This window comes from Streptomyces sp. NPDC096339 (assembly GCF_044762985.1).
GTDB lineage: Bacteria > Actinomycetota > Actinomycetes > Streptomycetales > Streptomycetaceae > Streptomyces.
In genome coordinates, this window is the sequence record NZ_JBIWFI010000017.1 from 104371 (window position 1) to 119494 (window position 15124).

General features: G+C 71.4%; 17 protein-coding genes. 7 read left to right on the forward strand and 10 right to left on the reverse strand.

Annotated features, from left to right (window positions below; genetic code table 11):
* Nucleotides 1-22 precede the first annotated feature (22 nt).
* Nucleotides 23-643: a TetR/AcrR family transcriptional regulator gene (locus ACIQ5Y_RS22220; protein ID WP_403882956.1), complete on the reverse strand. Its 621-nt coding sequence runs from the start codon at nucleotides 641-643 to the stop codon at nucleotides 23-25.
* A gap of 117 nt (nucleotides 644-760) precedes the next feature.
* On the opposite strand from ACIQ5Y_RS22220, the gene ACIQ5Y_RS22225 reads away from it, so the two are divergent.
* Together ACIQ5Y_RS22225 and ACIQ5Y_RS22230 are read left to right on the forward strand one after the other, a co-directional pair.
* A complete protein-coding gene (locus tag ACIQ5Y_RS22225) occupies nucleotides 761-2302 on the forward strand; it encodes an amino acid permease (protein WP_403882959.1) in 1542 nt (513 codons plus the stop codon).
* Complete coding sequence (locus tag ACIQ5Y_RS22230; protein WP_403882961.1) at nucleotides 2224-3798, forward strand: amidohydrolase; 1575 nt, start codon at nucleotides 2224-2226, stop codon at nucleotides 3796-3798. Before ACIQ5Y_RS22225 ends, ACIQ5Y_RS22230 begins: the two co-directional genes overlap by 79 nt.
* Before the next feature lie 21 nt (nucleotides 3799-3819).
* Here the strand turns inward: ACIQ5Y_RS22230 and ACIQ5Y_RS22235 are convergent, their stop codons facing one another.
* Nucleotides 3820-4587, reverse strand: coding sequence for a CAP domain-containing protein (locus ACIQ5Y_RS22235; RefSeq protein WP_403882964.1), 768 nt, complete (start codon nucleotides 4585-4587; stop codon nucleotides 3820-3822).
* 361 nt (nucleotides 4588-4948) lie between these two features.
* Nucleotides 4949-5428, reverse strand: coding sequence for a hypothetical protein (locus tag ACIQ5Y_RS22240; protein WP_403882967.1), 480 nt, complete (start codon nucleotides 5426-5428; stop codon nucleotides 4949-4951).
* A 61-nt stretch (nucleotides 5429-5489) separates the two neighbouring features.
* On the opposite strand from ACIQ5Y_RS22240, the gene ACIQ5Y_RS22245 reads away from it, so the two are divergent.
* Nucleotides 5490-6077 (forward strand): histidine phosphatase family protein, encoded by a 588-nt coding sequence (locus ACIQ5Y_RS22245; protein WP_403882970.1) that lies wholly within the window; start codon nucleotides 5490-5492, stop codon nucleotides 6075-6077.
* Nucleotides 6078-6176: 99 nt separating this feature from the next.
* Here the strand turns inward: ACIQ5Y_RS22245 and ACIQ5Y_RS22250 are convergent, their stop codons facing one another.
* From ACIQ5Y_RS22250 to ACIQ5Y_RS22260, 3 genes are read right to left on the reverse strand one after another with little or no spacing between them, the layout of a single operon-like run.
* The gene (locus ACIQ5Y_RS22250; RefSeq protein WP_403882973.1) at nucleotides 6177-6467 is read right to left on the reverse strand and encodes a DUF1330 domain-containing protein; all 291 of its coding nucleotides are present in this window, start codon (nucleotides 6465-6467) and stop codon (nucleotides 6177-6179) included.
* Nucleotides 6468-6501: 34 nt separating this feature from the next.
* Nucleotides 6502-7119, reverse strand: a complete 618-nt coding sequence (locus ACIQ5Y_RS22255; protein WP_403882976.1) for a GNAT family N-acetyltransferase — start codon at nucleotides 7117-7119, stop codon at nucleotides 6502-6504.
* Between the two features lie 39 nt (nucleotides 7120-7158).
* Complete coding sequence (locus ACIQ5Y_RS22260) at nucleotides 7159-7815, reverse strand: HAD-IA family hydrolase (protein WP_403883097.1); 657 nt, start codon at nucleotides 7813-7815, stop codon at nucleotides 7159-7161.
* Between the two features lie 282 nt (nucleotides 7816-8097).
* Here ACIQ5Y_RS22260 and ACIQ5Y_RS22265 point away from each other — a divergent pair, with 282 nt between their 5' ends.
* Entirely contained in the window at nucleotides 8098-9255 is a 1158-nt protein-coding gene (locus tag ACIQ5Y_RS22265) for a hypothetical protein (RefSeq protein ID WP_403882979.1), read from the forward strand.
* A 35-nt stretch (nucleotides 9256-9290) separates the two neighbouring features.
* On the opposite strand, the gene ACIQ5Y_RS22270 is transcribed toward ACIQ5Y_RS22265, so the two are convergent.
* A complete protein-coding gene (locus ACIQ5Y_RS22270) occupies nucleotides 9291-10133 on the reverse strand; it encodes a helix-turn-helix domain-containing protein (protein ID WP_403882981.1) in 843 nt (280 codons plus the stop codon).
* 201 nt (nucleotides 10134-10334) lie between these two features.
* Complete coding sequence (locus tag ACIQ5Y_RS22275) at nucleotides 10335-10724, reverse strand: ATP-binding protein (RefSeq protein WP_403882984.1); 390 nt, start codon at nucleotides 10722-10724, stop codon at nucleotides 10335-10337.
* 183 nt (nucleotides 10725-10907) lie between these two features.
* Between ACIQ5Y_RS22275 and ACIQ5Y_RS22280 the strand changes: the two genes are divergently transcribed.
* The 3 genes from ACIQ5Y_RS22280 (at nucleotide 10908) to ACIQ5Y_RS22290 (ending at nucleotide 13061) form a co-directional block, all read left to right on the forward strand.
* Nucleotides 10908-11756 carry a helix-turn-helix domain-containing protein gene (locus tag ACIQ5Y_RS22280; protein ID WP_403882987.1) on the forward strand — a complete coding sequence of 283 codons (849 nt, stop codon included), beginning with the start codon at nucleotides 10908-10910 and terminating at the stop codon, nucleotides 11754-11756.
* Nucleotides 11753-12013, forward strand: coding sequence for a DUF397 domain-containing protein (locus ACIQ5Y_RS22285; protein WP_403882990.1), 261 nt, complete (start codon nucleotides 11753-11755; stop codon nucleotides 12011-12013). Before ACIQ5Y_RS22280 ends, ACIQ5Y_RS22285 begins: the two co-directional genes overlap by 4 nt.
* Nucleotides 12014-12419: 406 nt before the next feature.
* Nucleotides 12420-13061, forward strand: coding sequence for a hypothetical protein (locus ACIQ5Y_RS22290; RefSeq protein WP_403882993.1), 642 nt, complete (start codon nucleotides 12420-12422; stop codon nucleotides 13059-13061).
* Between the two features lie 17 nt (nucleotides 13062-13078).
* Here ACIQ5Y_RS22290 and ACIQ5Y_RS22295 read toward each other — a convergent pair whose 3' ends face one another.
* Complete coding sequence (locus ACIQ5Y_RS22295) at nucleotides 13079-13969, reverse strand: phosphatase PAP2 family protein (protein ID WP_403882996.1); 891 nt, start codon at nucleotides 13967-13969, stop codon at nucleotides 13079-13081.
* Between the two features lie 93 nt (nucleotides 13970-14062).
* Nucleotides 14063-15103 carry a LacI family DNA-binding transcriptional regulator gene (locus tag ACIQ5Y_RS22300; protein WP_403882999.1) on the reverse strand — a complete coding sequence of 347 codons (1041 nt, stop codon included), beginning with the start codon at nucleotides 15101-15103 and terminating at the stop codon, nucleotides 14063-14065.
* Between the last annotated feature and the right edge of the window lie 21 nt (nucleotides 15104-15124).

The following is a 15124-nucleotide window of genomic DNA, read 5'->3' on the forward strand; positions in this document are numbered from 1 at the left end:
TTGAAGATCGTTTCCGGGCAGCCTACGACTCCGCCGGGCCCCGCAGGGTTCGCACGTACGAAAGGAACGCCGCCAGGGCGACGTCGAAGGCCGCGTCCGCCCGCCGTCCCGGGCCCACCGCCGCCAGGGCCCCGGCCAGCAGCGGGGTCTCGGGCGTCGGCTCCCACATGGCCTCGGGGGCCGCCAGGTCGAGCGCCGAGCCCAGGATCAGGTTCTCCAGGGCGGTCAGCAGCGGCATCACGTCCGGCTCGGCGAAACCCGCCTCCAGGAGGAGGGCCACCGCGCGCTCGTAGTGGGCGAGGACCTTCGGGGCCCGTACCGGGTTGGTCATCAGCAGCGGGATGGCCCGGGGATAGGCGGCGAAGGCGGCCCGGTAGGAGCGCGCCCAGTCCTCCAGGGCGCGGTCCCAGGGGGCCCCGGTCGCGGTCGTCAGCGCGTCGTCGGTGATCCGGTCGCACACCAGCTCCCGTATCAGCTCGATCACCCCCGCCCGGCCGTCAACGTGGTGGTACACCGAACCCGTCTGCACGCCGAGCGCCCGCGCGATCTGCGGAACGCTGAACTCGCCCTGTTCCGCGACCAGTTGCAGGGCCGTCGTGGCGATCCGCCGCCGGTCGAGCAGGGGGGTGCGCGGCCGTGCCATCGGTTTTCTCCCACCGTGAGGTCGTCAGGTCTTCCCGTACTCAGGAAACGGAGGCTACATTGCCGCAAACCGAAAGCCTTTAGGTTTCTGCCTCCCCAGCAGAAGGGCCCCGCCGTCATGCCCGAAAGCACCACACCACCCACCCACCCCAAACCCCCCGAACTGCGCCGCGCAGCGCTCGGCACCGCCGACATCTCCTTCTTCGTCGTCTCCGCCGCCGCCCCCCTCACCGTCATGGCCGGCGTGGCCCCCGTCGCGATCCTCCTCGGCGGCATCGGCGCCCCCGCCGGCTACCTCCTGGCCGGGATCACCCTCGCCGTCTTCGCCGTCGGGTTCACCACCATGAGCCGCCACGTCCGCAGCGGCGGCGCCTTCTACGCGTACATCACCCGCGGCCTCGGCAAACGCGTCGGCATCGGCGCCGCCCTGCTCGCGCTCATCGGCTACAACGGCATGGAGATCGGCGTCTACGGCCTCCTCGGCACGACCACCGCCGACACCGGCCGCGCCCTGTTCGGCCTCGACGTCCCCTGGCTGCCCGTGTCCCTCGCCGGGCTCGTGCTCATCTGGTACGGCGGCTTCCGCTCCATCGACTTCGGCGCGAAGCTGCTCGGTATCCTGCTCGTCGCCGAGACCGGGATACTCGTCCTGCTGGCGGGAGGGGTGCTGCTCAAGGGCGGGGCGCACGGGCTGTCCCCGGCCGGTTTCGCCCCCGGCGCCGTCCTCGTACCCGGAACCGCCGCCGTACTGGCCTTCGCCTTCGCCGCCTTCACCGGTTTCGAGTCCACCGTCATCTACCGCCGCGAGGCCCGCGACCCCGACCGGACCATCCCGCGCGCCACCTACATCGCCGTCGCCTTCCTCGGCCTCTTCTACGCCTTCATCGTCTGGACGGTCATCCAGGCCTTCGGCGACGCGGAAGTCATCGCCGCCGCCACGGCCGACCCCGGCGGGCTGTTCTTCACCGCGATCACCACCTACGTCGGCCCCTGGGCGGCCGACCTGATGCACCTCTTCATCGTCACCAGCGTCATCGCCTCCCTCCTCGCCTTCCACAACGCCATCAACCGCTACGCCCTCGCCCTCGCCGAGGAGGGCGTCCTGCCCGCCGCCCTCGGCCGCGTCCACCCCCGCCACCGCTCCCCGTACCTGGCGGGCATCGCGCAGACCGCCCTCGGAGCGGTGGTCGTCCTCGGGTTCGCGCTCGCCGGCGCCGACCCGTACCAGCAGCTCCTGCTCTGGGTGAACACCCCCGGCATGATCGCCCTCATGGTGCTGATGCTGCTCGCGGCCATCGCCGTACCCGTCTACTTCCGCCGCACCGCGCACGCCGAAGGGCCCTGGCGGACGGCGATCGCGCCCGTCGCCGCCGCGGTCCTCCTCGCCGTGGCGATCTTCCTGGTCGTCTCCAAGGTGGACCTCTTCACCGCGGCCTCCACCACCGTCAACACCGTACTGATCGCCCTCGTCCCCGCCGTGTTCCTCCTCGGCCTGGCCCTCGCGCAGCGGCTGAAGACCCGCCGCCCCGAGGTCTACGCCCGCTTCGCCGAAGAACCCCCCACCACCGAAGGAGCAGAGCAGTGCCCGCTGCCGACACCGTCCTCACCGGAGCCCGCGTCCGCACCCTCGACCCCGCCCGCCCCGAAGCCGGTGCGGTAGCGGTCCTCGGCGGCGAGATCGTGGCCGTCGGCGAGGACTCCGACGTACGGGACTGGCGCGGCCCCGCCACCGAGGTGATCGACCTCGGCGGCGCCACCCTCACCCCCGGCCTCACCGACGCCCACAGCCACCCCGTCTGGGGCATCGAGATGGCCACCGGCACCGACCTGTCCGCCGTACGGGACCTCGACCAGCTCCGCGCCGCCCTGCGCGGAGCCGAGCGCACCAAAGGCTGGATCGTCGGCCACGGCCTCGACCACAACGCCTTCGGCGGCCGTCCCGTCGACAAGGCCCTGATCGAGGAGGCCATCGACGGCGCCCCCGCCTTCCTGCGCCTCTACGACGGCCACTCCGCCCTCGTCTCCGGCGCGGCCCTCGCCGCCGCGGGCATCACCGGACCCCGCGCCTTCGCCCAGCGCTCCGAGATCGTCTGCGACGGCGAGGGCCGCCCCACCGGCCACCTCGTCGAGCACGCGGCGATGGCCCTGGTCAGCCCCCTCGTACCCAAGCCTTCCGCCGCCCAGCGCCGGGCCGGCCTGGTCGGACTGCTGAACGACATGGCCGCCACCGGCCTCACCGGCGCCCACGTCATGGACCTGGGCGACGGGGACGTCCCCGCGCTCCTGTCGACCGTCGAGTACGAGGGCCACCTGCCGCTGCGCCTGAAACCGGCCCCCTGGTGCATGCCGGGCGCCGACGAGGACGCACTCGACGAACTCATCGAACTCCAGCGCCTCCACGGCCGCCACTGGCAGGTCGACGGCGTGAAGTTCTTCATGGACGGCACCGTCGAGGGCGGCACCGCCTGGCTGGAGCACGCCGACTGCCACGGACAGGGCACCGAGGCCTTCTGGCCCGACCCCGAGGCCTACGCCCGCGCGGTACGGGTCCTGGACGCGGCCGGGGTGCGTACGGCCACCCACGCCATCGGCGACGCGGCGGTCCGCCACGTCCTGGACACCGTGGAGGGCATCGGCGCCCGGGCCCGGATGCGGCACCGGATCGAGCACATCGAGACCGTCCCCGACGACCAGCTGAAGCGGTTCGCGGAACTCGGGGTGATCGCCTCGATGCAGCCGCCGCACGCCGCATACACCCGCGCAGACCACACCGACGAATGGTCGAAGCGGCTGGGGGAGGAGCGGGCCGCACGGGCCTGGCGCTGCCGGGACCTGCGCGACGCGGGAGCCGTCCTCGCGCTGGGCTCCGACTGGCCGATCGCCGACTACGACGCCCGCCGCGTGCTGGCCACCGCCCGCAGCCCGCAGGGCGCGGCGTCGGCGGGCCGGCACCTGACGGGACTGATGGCCCTGGAGGGCATGACCTCGCACGCGGCGCTCGCGGCGGGGGAGGAGAAGGTGGCGGGCCGGATCGCCCCCGGCTTCCGGGCCGACCTGACGGCCTTCTGGCTGGACCCGGTCACCGCGGGGGCTCAGGAGCTGCTGGAGACGCCGATCCGGCTCACGATGTCCGGCGGGCGCATCACCCACCGCTGAGCCGCACGGGGCACCAGGCGATCAGCGGGCCGTGCCGAAGTCCTGCGTCCAGTAGGAGTTCGGCTGCGCCAGGCCGATGCCGATCTCCTTGAAGGAGCAGTTCAGGATGTTCGCCCGGTGGCCGGGGCTGTTCATCCAGCCGTCCATGACCTGCGCGGGAGTGCTGTAGCCGTAGGCGACGTTCTCGCCGTACGAACTCCACGCGTATCCGGCCCGGGTGATGCGCGTGCCCGGGTCGGATCCGTCGGAGCCGGTGTGGGACATGTTGGAGTGGGCGGCCATGTCCGCGCTGTGGGCCTGTGCCGCCTGCGTGAGCTTCGAGTTGAGCGTGAGGGCGGGACACCCGGCGGCGGCGCGCTCCTGGTTGACCAGCGCGAGGACCTGCGCGGTGGCGCCGGAAGGAGCCGGGGCGGAGGTCTTCGGGGGCACGGGCGCGGGCGCCGGCTGCCGGGTCACGGTGGGCGGCTTCGTCGGCTGCGGCTTCGGAGCCGGGGGCGCGGGCTGGGTCGTCTGCACGACGGGCTGGGCGGACGCCGTGGGGGTGGGCGAGACGGAGGCGGCCGGCGGGGTGCTCGGGAGCGGGAGGTCCACAGGTGCGGCCGAGCTGGGGGTGGCCGAGGGCGTCGCGTACTGCCACGGCTGCGCGTCGTGCCGGCTCTCGGCCCGCGTCCGACCGGAGTCCTGCGCGTCCCAGCAGGCGTAGGCCACGGTGGGGACACCCACGATTCCCAGAACACCGACGGCTATGACTGTTTTCCTGTAGGACTTCTTCTTCCGATGCTTCTGCATGCCGTGACCTCACTCGTGGGGCTGGAGGAGCCGCCATTCTTAAAAGGCCGCCAACGGCCTGGCAAGTTTCCGTTCCCGTACCACCGGGGGCATGCGAATCCCGGCTTGAAACGGGCCGGTGATCGTGCATGGTCACGATTCGATCACTGCCGCAACCGCCTGATGGATTCTCAGAAATACCCGTGACCAGGCAGGTCGGGGGAGGGTCCACCGGTACTTTGGATTCCGTTCCCGCAGGAGAGGGGAATGTCAATCTCAAACAGGACAAACGACGAAATATCGACGACCCGAAACCCCTTCCAGGCGCACCACGTCAACCTCCATGTCGTGACGCATGTCACCTCGCGCATGGTGGAACCGGTCAGCGCGAGGCCCCGACGCCGCAGACCCAGACGGGGAAAGCCGCACTCTCCGGCTCGATGTCCGCCTGCTCCGAGTTGCTCCCCGAATCGTCCAAGTCCGCCCAGGCGACAAAGCCCGGCTCGCTGTCGGCCAGAAAGCCCGCGACGACAGGACGGAGATCATCGCAAGCGAGGTAATTCCCGCCGAACGGCAACGCATCGGGGGCCAGAGAGGCAGTCGAGCACCGGAGCTGCCCGGCCTGCTCGTCATGCCACACGTAGAAAGTGGCCACTCCGGGAAAACCCAGCTCGCGAACGCGGCCCCGGATGGCGACAGCGGTCCGCTCGAAGGCGGCCACCACCTCGGAAACGGACAGCGATTCCCTGTCCCCTTCCGCCGCACTCAGCCGCCAGGTGTTGGTCTCCAACTCCACCCGCCGGTCGGCAGGGTCGAGCACCAGGGGTTCGTCCGCCACTTCGGCGATCCACGTCAACAGCACCGGACAAGTATGAAAGGAAACGGCATTCGCATTCACGCGGGGTCGGATAGCGTGCGCAGCCATGGGTGAGTTGATGGTGATCAGGCACGGGCAGACCGAGTGGAGCCTGTCGGGGCGACACGCGGGCCGGACCGACGTTCCACTGACCGACGCGGGCGAGACCACGGCCAGGGCTCTTGCCCCGAGACTGGCGGACCGCCGTCCGGTCGCCGTGTTCAGCAGCCCGCTGAGCCGCGCCATGCGGACGGCAGAGCTGGCCGGCCTGACCGGCGTCAGGCCCGATCCCGACCTGCTGGAGTGGGACTACGGCGGCTACGAGGGCCTGACCGCCGAGCAGATCCGCGAGTCCAGGCCGGGCTGGGACCTGTGGCGGGACGGCGTCGTACCCGGCGACGCCGATCATCCGGGCGAGCAACTCCGGCAGGTGGCCGCGCGCACGGACGCGGTACTGGACCGCATCCGTCCGCTGCTGAGCGACGGCGACGTCGCCGTCGTCGCGCACGGCCATCTCGCCCGCGTGCTCACCGTGCGCTGGCTCGGCCTCGACGCGTCCGAGAGCCGACTCCTCGGACACCCCCACCCGGGCACCCTCGCCTTCCTCGCCGCCGAGGACGGGCAGCCGTTCATCTCCGCCTGGAACGTCCCGTAGTCGATGCCCGGGTCCGCGGCGAGAAGGGCGTTCGCCGGGGCGGACGCCCCGCTCGCGACCGCGGTCTGATCAGCTGCCTTGAACGGCCGTGCGAAGTGCTCACAGCCCCTGGATGATCAGCCGCTTGCTGTCGGTGTTGCGGATGCGCAGCGGAGCGATCGCCTGATACTCCGGCGAGTCGTTCCACGCCCGCGCGGCAGCCGCGTCCGGGAACTCCACAAGCACGATCTGTCCAGGCGTCCAGGCGCCCTCCACGACGTCGACGTCTCCGCCCCGCGCGAGGTACCTGCCACCGTACGGCTCCAGCGTCGCGACAACCTGCGAGCGGTACGCGGCCAGTTCCTCGGCGTCACCGGTAAGTTGCACATCTGCGATCAGGTAAGCGGTCATGGGCCGACCCTATCCAGGGCGCACGGAGCCGTGATCACAAACCCGGCGAACCTTCACGGTCGGAGCGCTGGACGACTCGGTCCGGCAGCTCGGTGGGGCGCACGGTGGCGTCGTTCCGCTGGTTCTCGCGAGCCCCGATCTCGATCCAGTACCGCCGGGCCGGACCGTATTCCGTGTCCCGGATGCCTTCGAACACACCGCCGTTGCCCTCGATGGTCCTCACCGACGCGAGGTTGTCGACCGCGCAGACGAGCAGTACCCGGTCCAGGCCGAGCGCCCGCCCCTCGTCGAGGATCCGGCCCAGCGCCCAGGTCGCCAGCCCGCGCCGACGCGAGGACGGCCGGATGCCGTAGCCGATGTGGCCGAACTCCAGCACGAGGTCGTTGAGCCCGTACCGGAGCGCGATCCCGCCGTGTATCCGGTCGTTCTCGACGATCCATCGGTAGACACAACCCTGGCCGTTCTCGGCCCCCTTCGGGTCCGACCCGTCGGTCGACAGCCGTGCCACCCAGGCGGCGAACCCCTCGGGCGAGTCGACGTCATCGGACGGTCCCAGCCCGAAGCCGTCCTCGTGCGGGCCGGTACCCCACTCGTGATGCGCCTCGAGCCAGGCGGAGTGCAAGTCGGTGGTGGGCGCGATCAGTTGAGGCATGACGCAACGCTATCGACCCGGACCGACACGATCCACGGGTCAGAGTGCCGGGGCGGCCCTCTCCAGCCGGTGGGGGAGGGATCCCGCGGCGAAGGCGAGGATGTCGCCAGCCGCTTCGCGCAAGGTGCCGAAGTGGCGGTGCACGCCGTCCACCGGCGCGGAGGTGTTGACGCCCCACACCGTCATACCGGCACGCAGGCCGGCCTGCACCCCGGAGGGGGCGTCCTCGATGACCAGGCAGTCCTGAGGCCGGGCACCGAGCAGCGCGGCCGCCCGCAGATACGGCACCGGCGACGGCTTGCCCTCCTCCACGGCGGCCGCGTCCACCACGACCTCCGGGACCGGCAGGTCCGTCCGCGCGAAACGGCCACGCACTCGGTGCTCGTAGTTGGACGTCACCAGCGCCCAGGTCCCGGGCCGCAAGGCATCGAGCAGTTCCGAGGCACCCTCGAAAGCCGCGTAGACCCCGGTGCGGACGTCCTCGTCCTCCAACTCGTGCAATGCGGCAAGACACTTCTGAGGATCCTGGTCCGGAGCGACCTGAGCGAAGGTCTCCATCGGCCGGGTTCGCAGCGCCACCCGATGGACCTCGTCGGGGTCCAGCCCGTATCGCTCCGCCCACGTGCGCCAGACCAGGCGCTGATTGTCCAGGGCATCGATCAACGTGCCGTCGACATCGAACAGGACATACCTCATGGCGCCGGACGGGCGGGCTTCACTGATCACGCGCCGATCATGCCATCAGGCACTGAACAGGGGGTTTGCGGGACTGCTCTTACCGGGCCCACGCGGCGGCCCACCACCCGGACCGAGGCCCCGGGAACCGGAAGGCTTCGCCCGCCGACCTCACGGGTAAGGGACGCGAGCACCGGTGCGACGGGGGCCACGGCGCGGAGGACGGGGTGACGGGGTGAGGGAACGGACAGGGGTGCGGGAACGGACAGCAGTGCGCGCGTCGGCGGGGCTGCGGGGCCCGGGATGACGGTCCCGGGCCCGGCCCCGGCCACGGGCGTGGTGACCCGGGTGCGTGCGGCCCTGGCCGGGGTCGGGGGTGTGCTGGGGATCCTGATCGGGATCTACGCGGACGAGGCCCGCGCCGTGCTCGCCTGGGCCGGGGTGCACGCCGTCGCGCCGGCCGGTGTCGCGCTCCTCGCCGCGGGCGCCGGTTTCGGCCTCGGGTGGTGGGGCGGCAGCAGGGCCGGTACGGGCGGTCGGGGCGCGGGGCCGGTGGTGGTCGAGGGTTCCTTCGAGATCAGTGCCGACGACTTCGACGTGGACCTGCCGGCGGACCACATGGTCTTCGGGCGCCGGCTGCGCTACCTGGAGCGGGCCACGGCTTCGCGTGACCTGGTGGTCCTGTTGCACGGTCTGGGCACGGACGCCTCGGAGTTCCGCCCGTACATGGCCTCGGCCCGGCCGCACACCGTCGCGTTGACGGCGTTCGGTCACCATCCGGAAGAGGCGCGCGACGCGCGCTACCGACCGATCGGCCTGGCCACGCACACCGAGTTGGTCGGCGGCGCCATCAGGGCCCTCGCCCGGCGCCACCCGGGCAAGCGGCTCGTGCTCGTGGGGTTCTCGTACGGGGCCGACACGGTGCTGCGCCTGGCCGAGCGGTGGGCGGAGAGTCCGGAGCAGCGGCCCGCGCTCGCGGGGGTGCTGCTGCTGGATCCGAACATGAACCGGTCCACTCTCCCCGTCACCCGCGCCCTGGCCGGGCTGGACCTGTCCGATCCGGCGGCGGCGTTGCGCGGGATCGTGGCGGGGACCCGGGACCTGGACGCCTTCGGGAACTTCTGCGACTACCTGCACCGGATAGCCGGGAAGGACCTGGCGCAGGTGTGCCGGTACGCGGGCGAGGTGTGGGAGGACACCGAGGAGGTGGGGTCCTACGAGCGGTTCGTGCGCCGGTGCGAGCGGCTGAAGTCGGTGTGCGGGGGGCCGGTGCGGATCCATTTCTCCACGCGCTTCGAGACGCATTTCAACGATCTGGTCGCGCACGCGCGGCGGCGTGGCGTGCGGGGGGTGTTCGACCTGCGGCGGACCGATCACTTCGCGCTGTGCGCGGAGCCCGCGCTGAGGGCCCAGGTGGAGGCGCTGGTGGCAGGCTCTCCCGCCCCCGCTCCCGAGGGGTGAGCGCGGGCCGATGGCGCGGGCGGCCTCGGAGCCGCTCACGCGACGGCGGTCGCGGAGGCGCAGTCGGCGCAGTGGCCCGGGGTGGCCGAGCGAATGCCGCGCCCGCAGTCCTCGCACGCGCGGAGCGGGAGGACCGTGCGGTCCGGGAGTGCGGGGCCCCCGGCCCGGGAGTCCGTCAACCGGGGCGGTACGAGCTCCCGCAGGCGGTGGGCGAGCAGCGCCGCCGGGGAGTGGATCGCCGTCAGCGGCAGTGAGTTCGTGAGCGCGGCGGCCACGGCACTCGGGACGAGCCCCCGCTCCAGCCACACGGCCGCGGCGGGCGCGAGCCGGACGGTGTCCCGCTCGGACAGCACCAACCGCGGATCGCGCAGCCGCAGCCGAGCGAGCAACTCCCGCGCTTCGAGCAGCACGGCCTGCGGTACGTCGGGGACCGGTTCGGGCTCGGTATCCGGTTCCGGTTCCGGGGCGGGGGCCGGAGCCGGCTTCGGCTCGGACGCCCGGGGCGGGACATGCCGCTCGCGGGCGGCCTCCGTGAACCTCGCGGGCGGGTTGTTGTACGAGACCGTGCAGGTCACGACACGCCCGGACGGGAGCCGATCCCGGAAGCGCGACAGGTAGCCGTGCTCCTCCAGCTCGCGCAGGGCGGAGGCGATACGGACCTCGCCCTCCGGGAAACGGGCGGCGAGGGCCTTGATGGTCACCTTGGCGCCCGGCGGCAGCGACTGGATGTGCGTGGCCAGCCCGATCGCCGTCAGGGTCAGCTCGCGGTGCTGGGCGAGGTGGTTGCCGATCTTGACGTAGGCGCGGTGGTGGTCGTGGTTGATGTGTCGGATGCCCGACGGGGCGCGCAGGGGCGCGCTAAGCTGCTGGTCAGCCATTGGAAGGATGCTGCCTTCTCGATGGTCAGGCCCTCGGCGGGATGGCAGTCCCGCGCGGGGGCCGAACGCGTTTTAAGGTTGTTGAGGGTCAGACTGCCCGGCGAATTGTCATATGCGCCAGCCCGGTTGGGGTGATTCACCCGACCGAGTGAGAGGGGAGGGGGAGGTATGGAGAGGTCATTTCCCCCGGTTATTTAGTCCTTATACGTCGTGCGCGACCGGGCTTCGGTCCACCGGGTCGTGGAAACCTCGATCCGGCGAAATCGGACTCCCCAAAGCCATTTCCGCCCATACGGTTTTCAGCGGAGCCGGCCCGTGGTCGGTCCCCCAGCGCGTCGCCAACGCGGACACCAGGGCCAGCCCCCGCCCCGACTCCGCCCCGGACTCCGGCACTTCGGCCACTGCGGGCGGCCCGGCCTCGCGCCGGGTGTCCGACACCTCGATACGGAGCGTAGGCCCGGGCGCGAGCAGCAACGCCAGCCGGAAGTCCCGCCCGCGCACCCTCCCGTGCGTCACGGCGTTCGCGGCCAGTTCGGCGACGACCTGTGCGGCGTCTTCGAACGGAAGTCGATGTTCAGCGAGTTGGGCCACCGCGAGCGCGCGGGCGGCGCGTGCGCCGCGCGGGGTGGAGGGGAGCGTGGCGACGAGGCGGATTCCTGATTCACGTGACTCAGCGTGGCCATCCGTGCGTAACCTGAACAGAGTTGAGGGCGCTGTGTACGACGGTTGTCCAAGCGGGTCCCGTGGTGTCCTCCCGGTCCAAACGGAGGTGGCATGAACACTGACGGCGCCGACGAGTCGAGCTGGGAACTCGACCCGGACGACGAATCCGGGGCGGTCATCGCCACGGTGGGACGCCAGTTGAAAATGTGGCGCGAGGCCGCCGGCCTCGACCGTGCCAAGTTCGGTGAGCGGATGGGATACGGCCCGAACTTGATTTACAAGATCGAGCGCGGGGCCCGTATTCCGCGTCCGGAGTTCCTGGACAAGGCGGACGAGATCCTGGGGGCTGGTGGGAAAATCGCCGCCATGAAGGCGGATATCCAGCGGGCGCGGTATCCGAAGAAGGTTCGGGATCTGGCCAAGCTGGAATCCGAGGCGGTGGAGATCGGCGCCTACGCCAGCATCGTTCCGCACGGACTGTTGCAGACGGAGGAGTACGCCCGAGCCCTCTACGCGCAACGTCGACCGTCATACCCCGAGGACGAGATCGAGCGCTTGGTCGCGGCCCGTATGGCCCGTCAGCAGGTTCTCGGTCAACCCGAGACCCCGTTGCCGACTGTCGTGCAGGAAGAGGCGGTGCTTCGGCGGCCTGTCGGGGGGAGGATGGTGTTGCGCCGCCAGTTGGAACACCTGTTGGAAGTTGGCAGTCGGAGGCAGGTCGAGATCCAGGTCATGCCGACGACTGTGGAGGAGCACGCCGGGCTCGCCGGCTCACTCCAGTTGATGCGGCTCAGGGACGGAACGACCGTGGGACACAACGAAGGTCAGCTGGTCAGCCGCTTGATCACCGAACCCAAAGAGGTCCAGATCCTGGACATGCGCTATGGCATGATCCGGGCACAGGCTCTGACGCCTCGTGAATCGCTGAAGTTCATCGAAAAGGTACTGGGGGAGACATGAGCATCAAGCCGTCGACCGAAGGGCTCTCCACGCTGATGTGGGTGAAGAGCAGCTACAGCACCAACGACGGGCCCGAGTGCGTCGAGGTTGCCTGGACCAAGAGCAGTTACAGCGCCAGTGACAGCAACGAGTGCGTCGAGGTCGCCCGTACCCCCGGCACCGTCCTCGTCCGTGACTCCAAGCGCCCCGAGGACGCCCGCCTCGCCCTCACCCCCGCCGCCTGGACCGGCTTCGTCGCCCACGCAGCGACCGCGTGAGGAGACTGGGTCCCGCCGTCGAGGCCGTCTTCCGGTACCGGCGGCCGGACCCGGAGTGCTGGGACACCGTGATCAAGGCGCTCATCGCCGGACGCGTGGACCGGGACGCCGAGTACGCGCTGATCCAGGCCGGCCGGAGCGTCTCCGGCCAGGCCGACCGGCTGGCCCGGGGCTTGGCGGCCGACACCTGGGACAGTGGCGCCACCATGGCGTGCGCGTTCGCCCTCGCTGGGATGGGTGACAGCCGGGCGGTGCCCTCGCTGGAACGTTCCCGCTTTCCCTTCGGGCGTCTGCACGCGCACACCCTGGCCCAACTGCCCGCAGCCGATCTGCTGCCGCTGGTGCGGGCCTGCCTCCGGGATCCGGAGCGGCGCCGCGTCGACATCATGCTGGAAGTGCTGGCCGCGTGGGCCCCGCCGCCGGGCCCGCCGTGCCGGAGGTGGTCCCGTTCCTCGACATGGGCGCGGACTGGGCCTACCAGGCCCTGCGCGTCCTCGGCGGTGTCGGCCCCGCCGCGGCGGCCGTCGCGGACCGGCTGGCCGACTTCGCCACCGGACGGGACCCGCGCGCCCGCCGTCACCACCTGCGGCGGGCCGCCTGGGCGCACTGGCGGGTGACCGGGGACGACACCCTCGCCCTCGCCGTGCGCGGAGCCGCAGTCTGCACGCCCGTCTTCCTGGCTGACCTGGGGCCGGCGGCGTCCCGGTACGCGGGGACGGTGCGCGCGCTGATGGACTCGCCCGGGGCGTGGACCCGTACCGCGGCGGCCCACGCCTACTGGCGGATCACCGGCGAACCGGAGCCGGCCGTGCCGGTGCTGCTCGCGGCCGTGGACCCGGCCTGGACGGGGAACCCGGCGCAGCCCGTACGGGAGGCCGTCCGCCGGCTCGGTGAGATCGGCCCCGCGGCCGCCGTGGCCGCGCCCCGGTTGCGGGGGATCCTGGCCTCGGAACGCCGCCTCGCGTACGGGTTCCGGGGCGTATCCATCCTGGCGGACGAGATGTACACCCGCACCCTGGCCGAAGCCCTCACCCGCATCGACCCGTAGCCGGGAGGCGCCAGGCGTCAGGCGCGGCGGAAGCGGTTCGCCAGGGCCTCGGAGAAGGGGTGGGCGCCCGCGTGCTCGGGGTGGCGCGGGAGGCGGTGGGGGAGGGAGCCGTACCAGGCCCGCGAGACGAGGTAGCCGAAGGTGAGGCAGAGCATGCCGCCCACCGCGTCGAGCCAGAAGTGGTTGGCGGTGGCCACGATGACGACGAGCGTCGCCGCCGGGTAGAGCAGGCCCAGGATCCGGGCCCAGGGGGCCGAGGCGACCGCGAAGATCGTCAGCCCGCACCAGAGCGACCACCCTATGTGCATCGAGGGCATGGCGGCGTACTGGTTCGACATCTGCTTGAGGTTGCCGGAGGCCATGGAGCCCCAGGTGTGGTGGACGAGGACCGTGTCCACGAAGTCCTGCCCGCTCATCAGCCGGGGCGGCGCGAGCGGGAAGAAGAAGTAGCCGAGCAGGGCCACGCCCGTGGTGGCGAAGAGGATCAGACGGGTGGCCGCGTAGCGGCCCGGATGGAAGCGGTAGATCCATACCAGTACGCCGATGGTCACGATGAAGTGGAGCGTGGCGTAGTAGTAGTTCATGCCGACGATCAACCACGTCACCGAATCGACGGCGTGGTTGACGGACTTCTCCACGGCGATGCCGAGATCGTGCTCGATGCGCCAGATCCAGTCGGCGTTCGCGAGCGCGGCCGCCTTCTGCTCGGGCACCGCGTTGCGGATCAGCGAGTACGTCCAATAGCTGACCGCGATGAGGAGGACCTCGAACCAGATCCGCGGCCGGCGGGGCGAACGCAGCCGGGAGAGCAGGGCGCGATCGGACCGGGGGCGGGTGTCTGTCTCCGTCACGGGGGGTGACGAGACATCCGTCCCGGTTTCCAGTGTCTTCACGCTCGCTTCACCCATGAGATAGGAGTCTGCCAGATGCGTTCCCGCCTCCGATCATCCCTCGGGACGGTCTTGGCCGCAGCCTCTCCGACCTGGGGACGACCGACGGCCCTAGGGGCGGTTCCGCCCCCGGGCCTGACCGGGACCGGAGGCCGTGGAGCCGCGTACGACCAGCTCCGGGAGGAAGACGAATTCGCTGTGCGGGGCCGGCGTACCGCCGATCTCCTCCAGCAGCGTCCGGACCGCGGCCTGCCCCATCGCCTGCACGGGCTGCCGGATGGTGGTCAGCGGCGGATCCGTGAACGCTATGAGCGGGGAGTCGTCGAAGCCGACGACCGACACGTCCTGCGGGACCCTGAGGCCCTGCTGCCGGGCGGCCCGGATCGCGCCGAGCGCCATCATGTCGCTCGCGCACACCACCGCCGTGCAGCCCCGCGAGATCAGCGCGGAGGCGGCGGCCTGGCCGCCCTCCAGGGTGTAGAGGGAGTGCTGGATCAGCTCCTCCACCTCGGCCTCGTCGAGCCCGAGCCGCTCCTTCATCCCGAGCCGGAAGCCCTCGATCTTGCGGAGCACCGGGACGAAGCGCTTCGGCCCGACCGCCAGCCCGATCCGGGTGTGGCCCAGCGCGGTGAGGTGGGTGACGGCGAGCTGCATCGCGGCCCGGTCGTCGGGGGAGACGAAGGGCGCCTGCACCTTGTCGGAGAAGCCGTTGATGAGGACGTACGGGACGCCCTGCCCGCGGAGTTGGTCGTAGCGGCCCATGTCGGCGGTGGTGTCGGCGTGCAGACCGGAGACGAAGATGATCCCGGAGACCCCGCGGTCGACCAGCATCTCGGTCAGCTCGTCCTCGGTGGACCCGCCGGGCGTCTGCGTGGCGAGGACCGGGGTGTACCCCTGCCGGGTCAGGGCCTGGCCGATGACCTGGGCGAGCGCCGGGAAGATGGGGTTGTCCAACTCGGGGGTTATCAGCCCGACGAGCCCCGCGCTGCGCTGGCGCAGCTTCACGGGCCGCTCGTAGCCGAGCACGTCGAGCGCGGCCAGCACGGATTCACGGGTGCCTGCGGCCACACCGGGCTTGCCGTTGAGCACGCGGCTGACTGTGGCTTCGCTGACCCCCGCCTGGGCTGCGATGTCGGCTAGCCGTGCGGTCACGGGACTGGACTGTACCGGCTC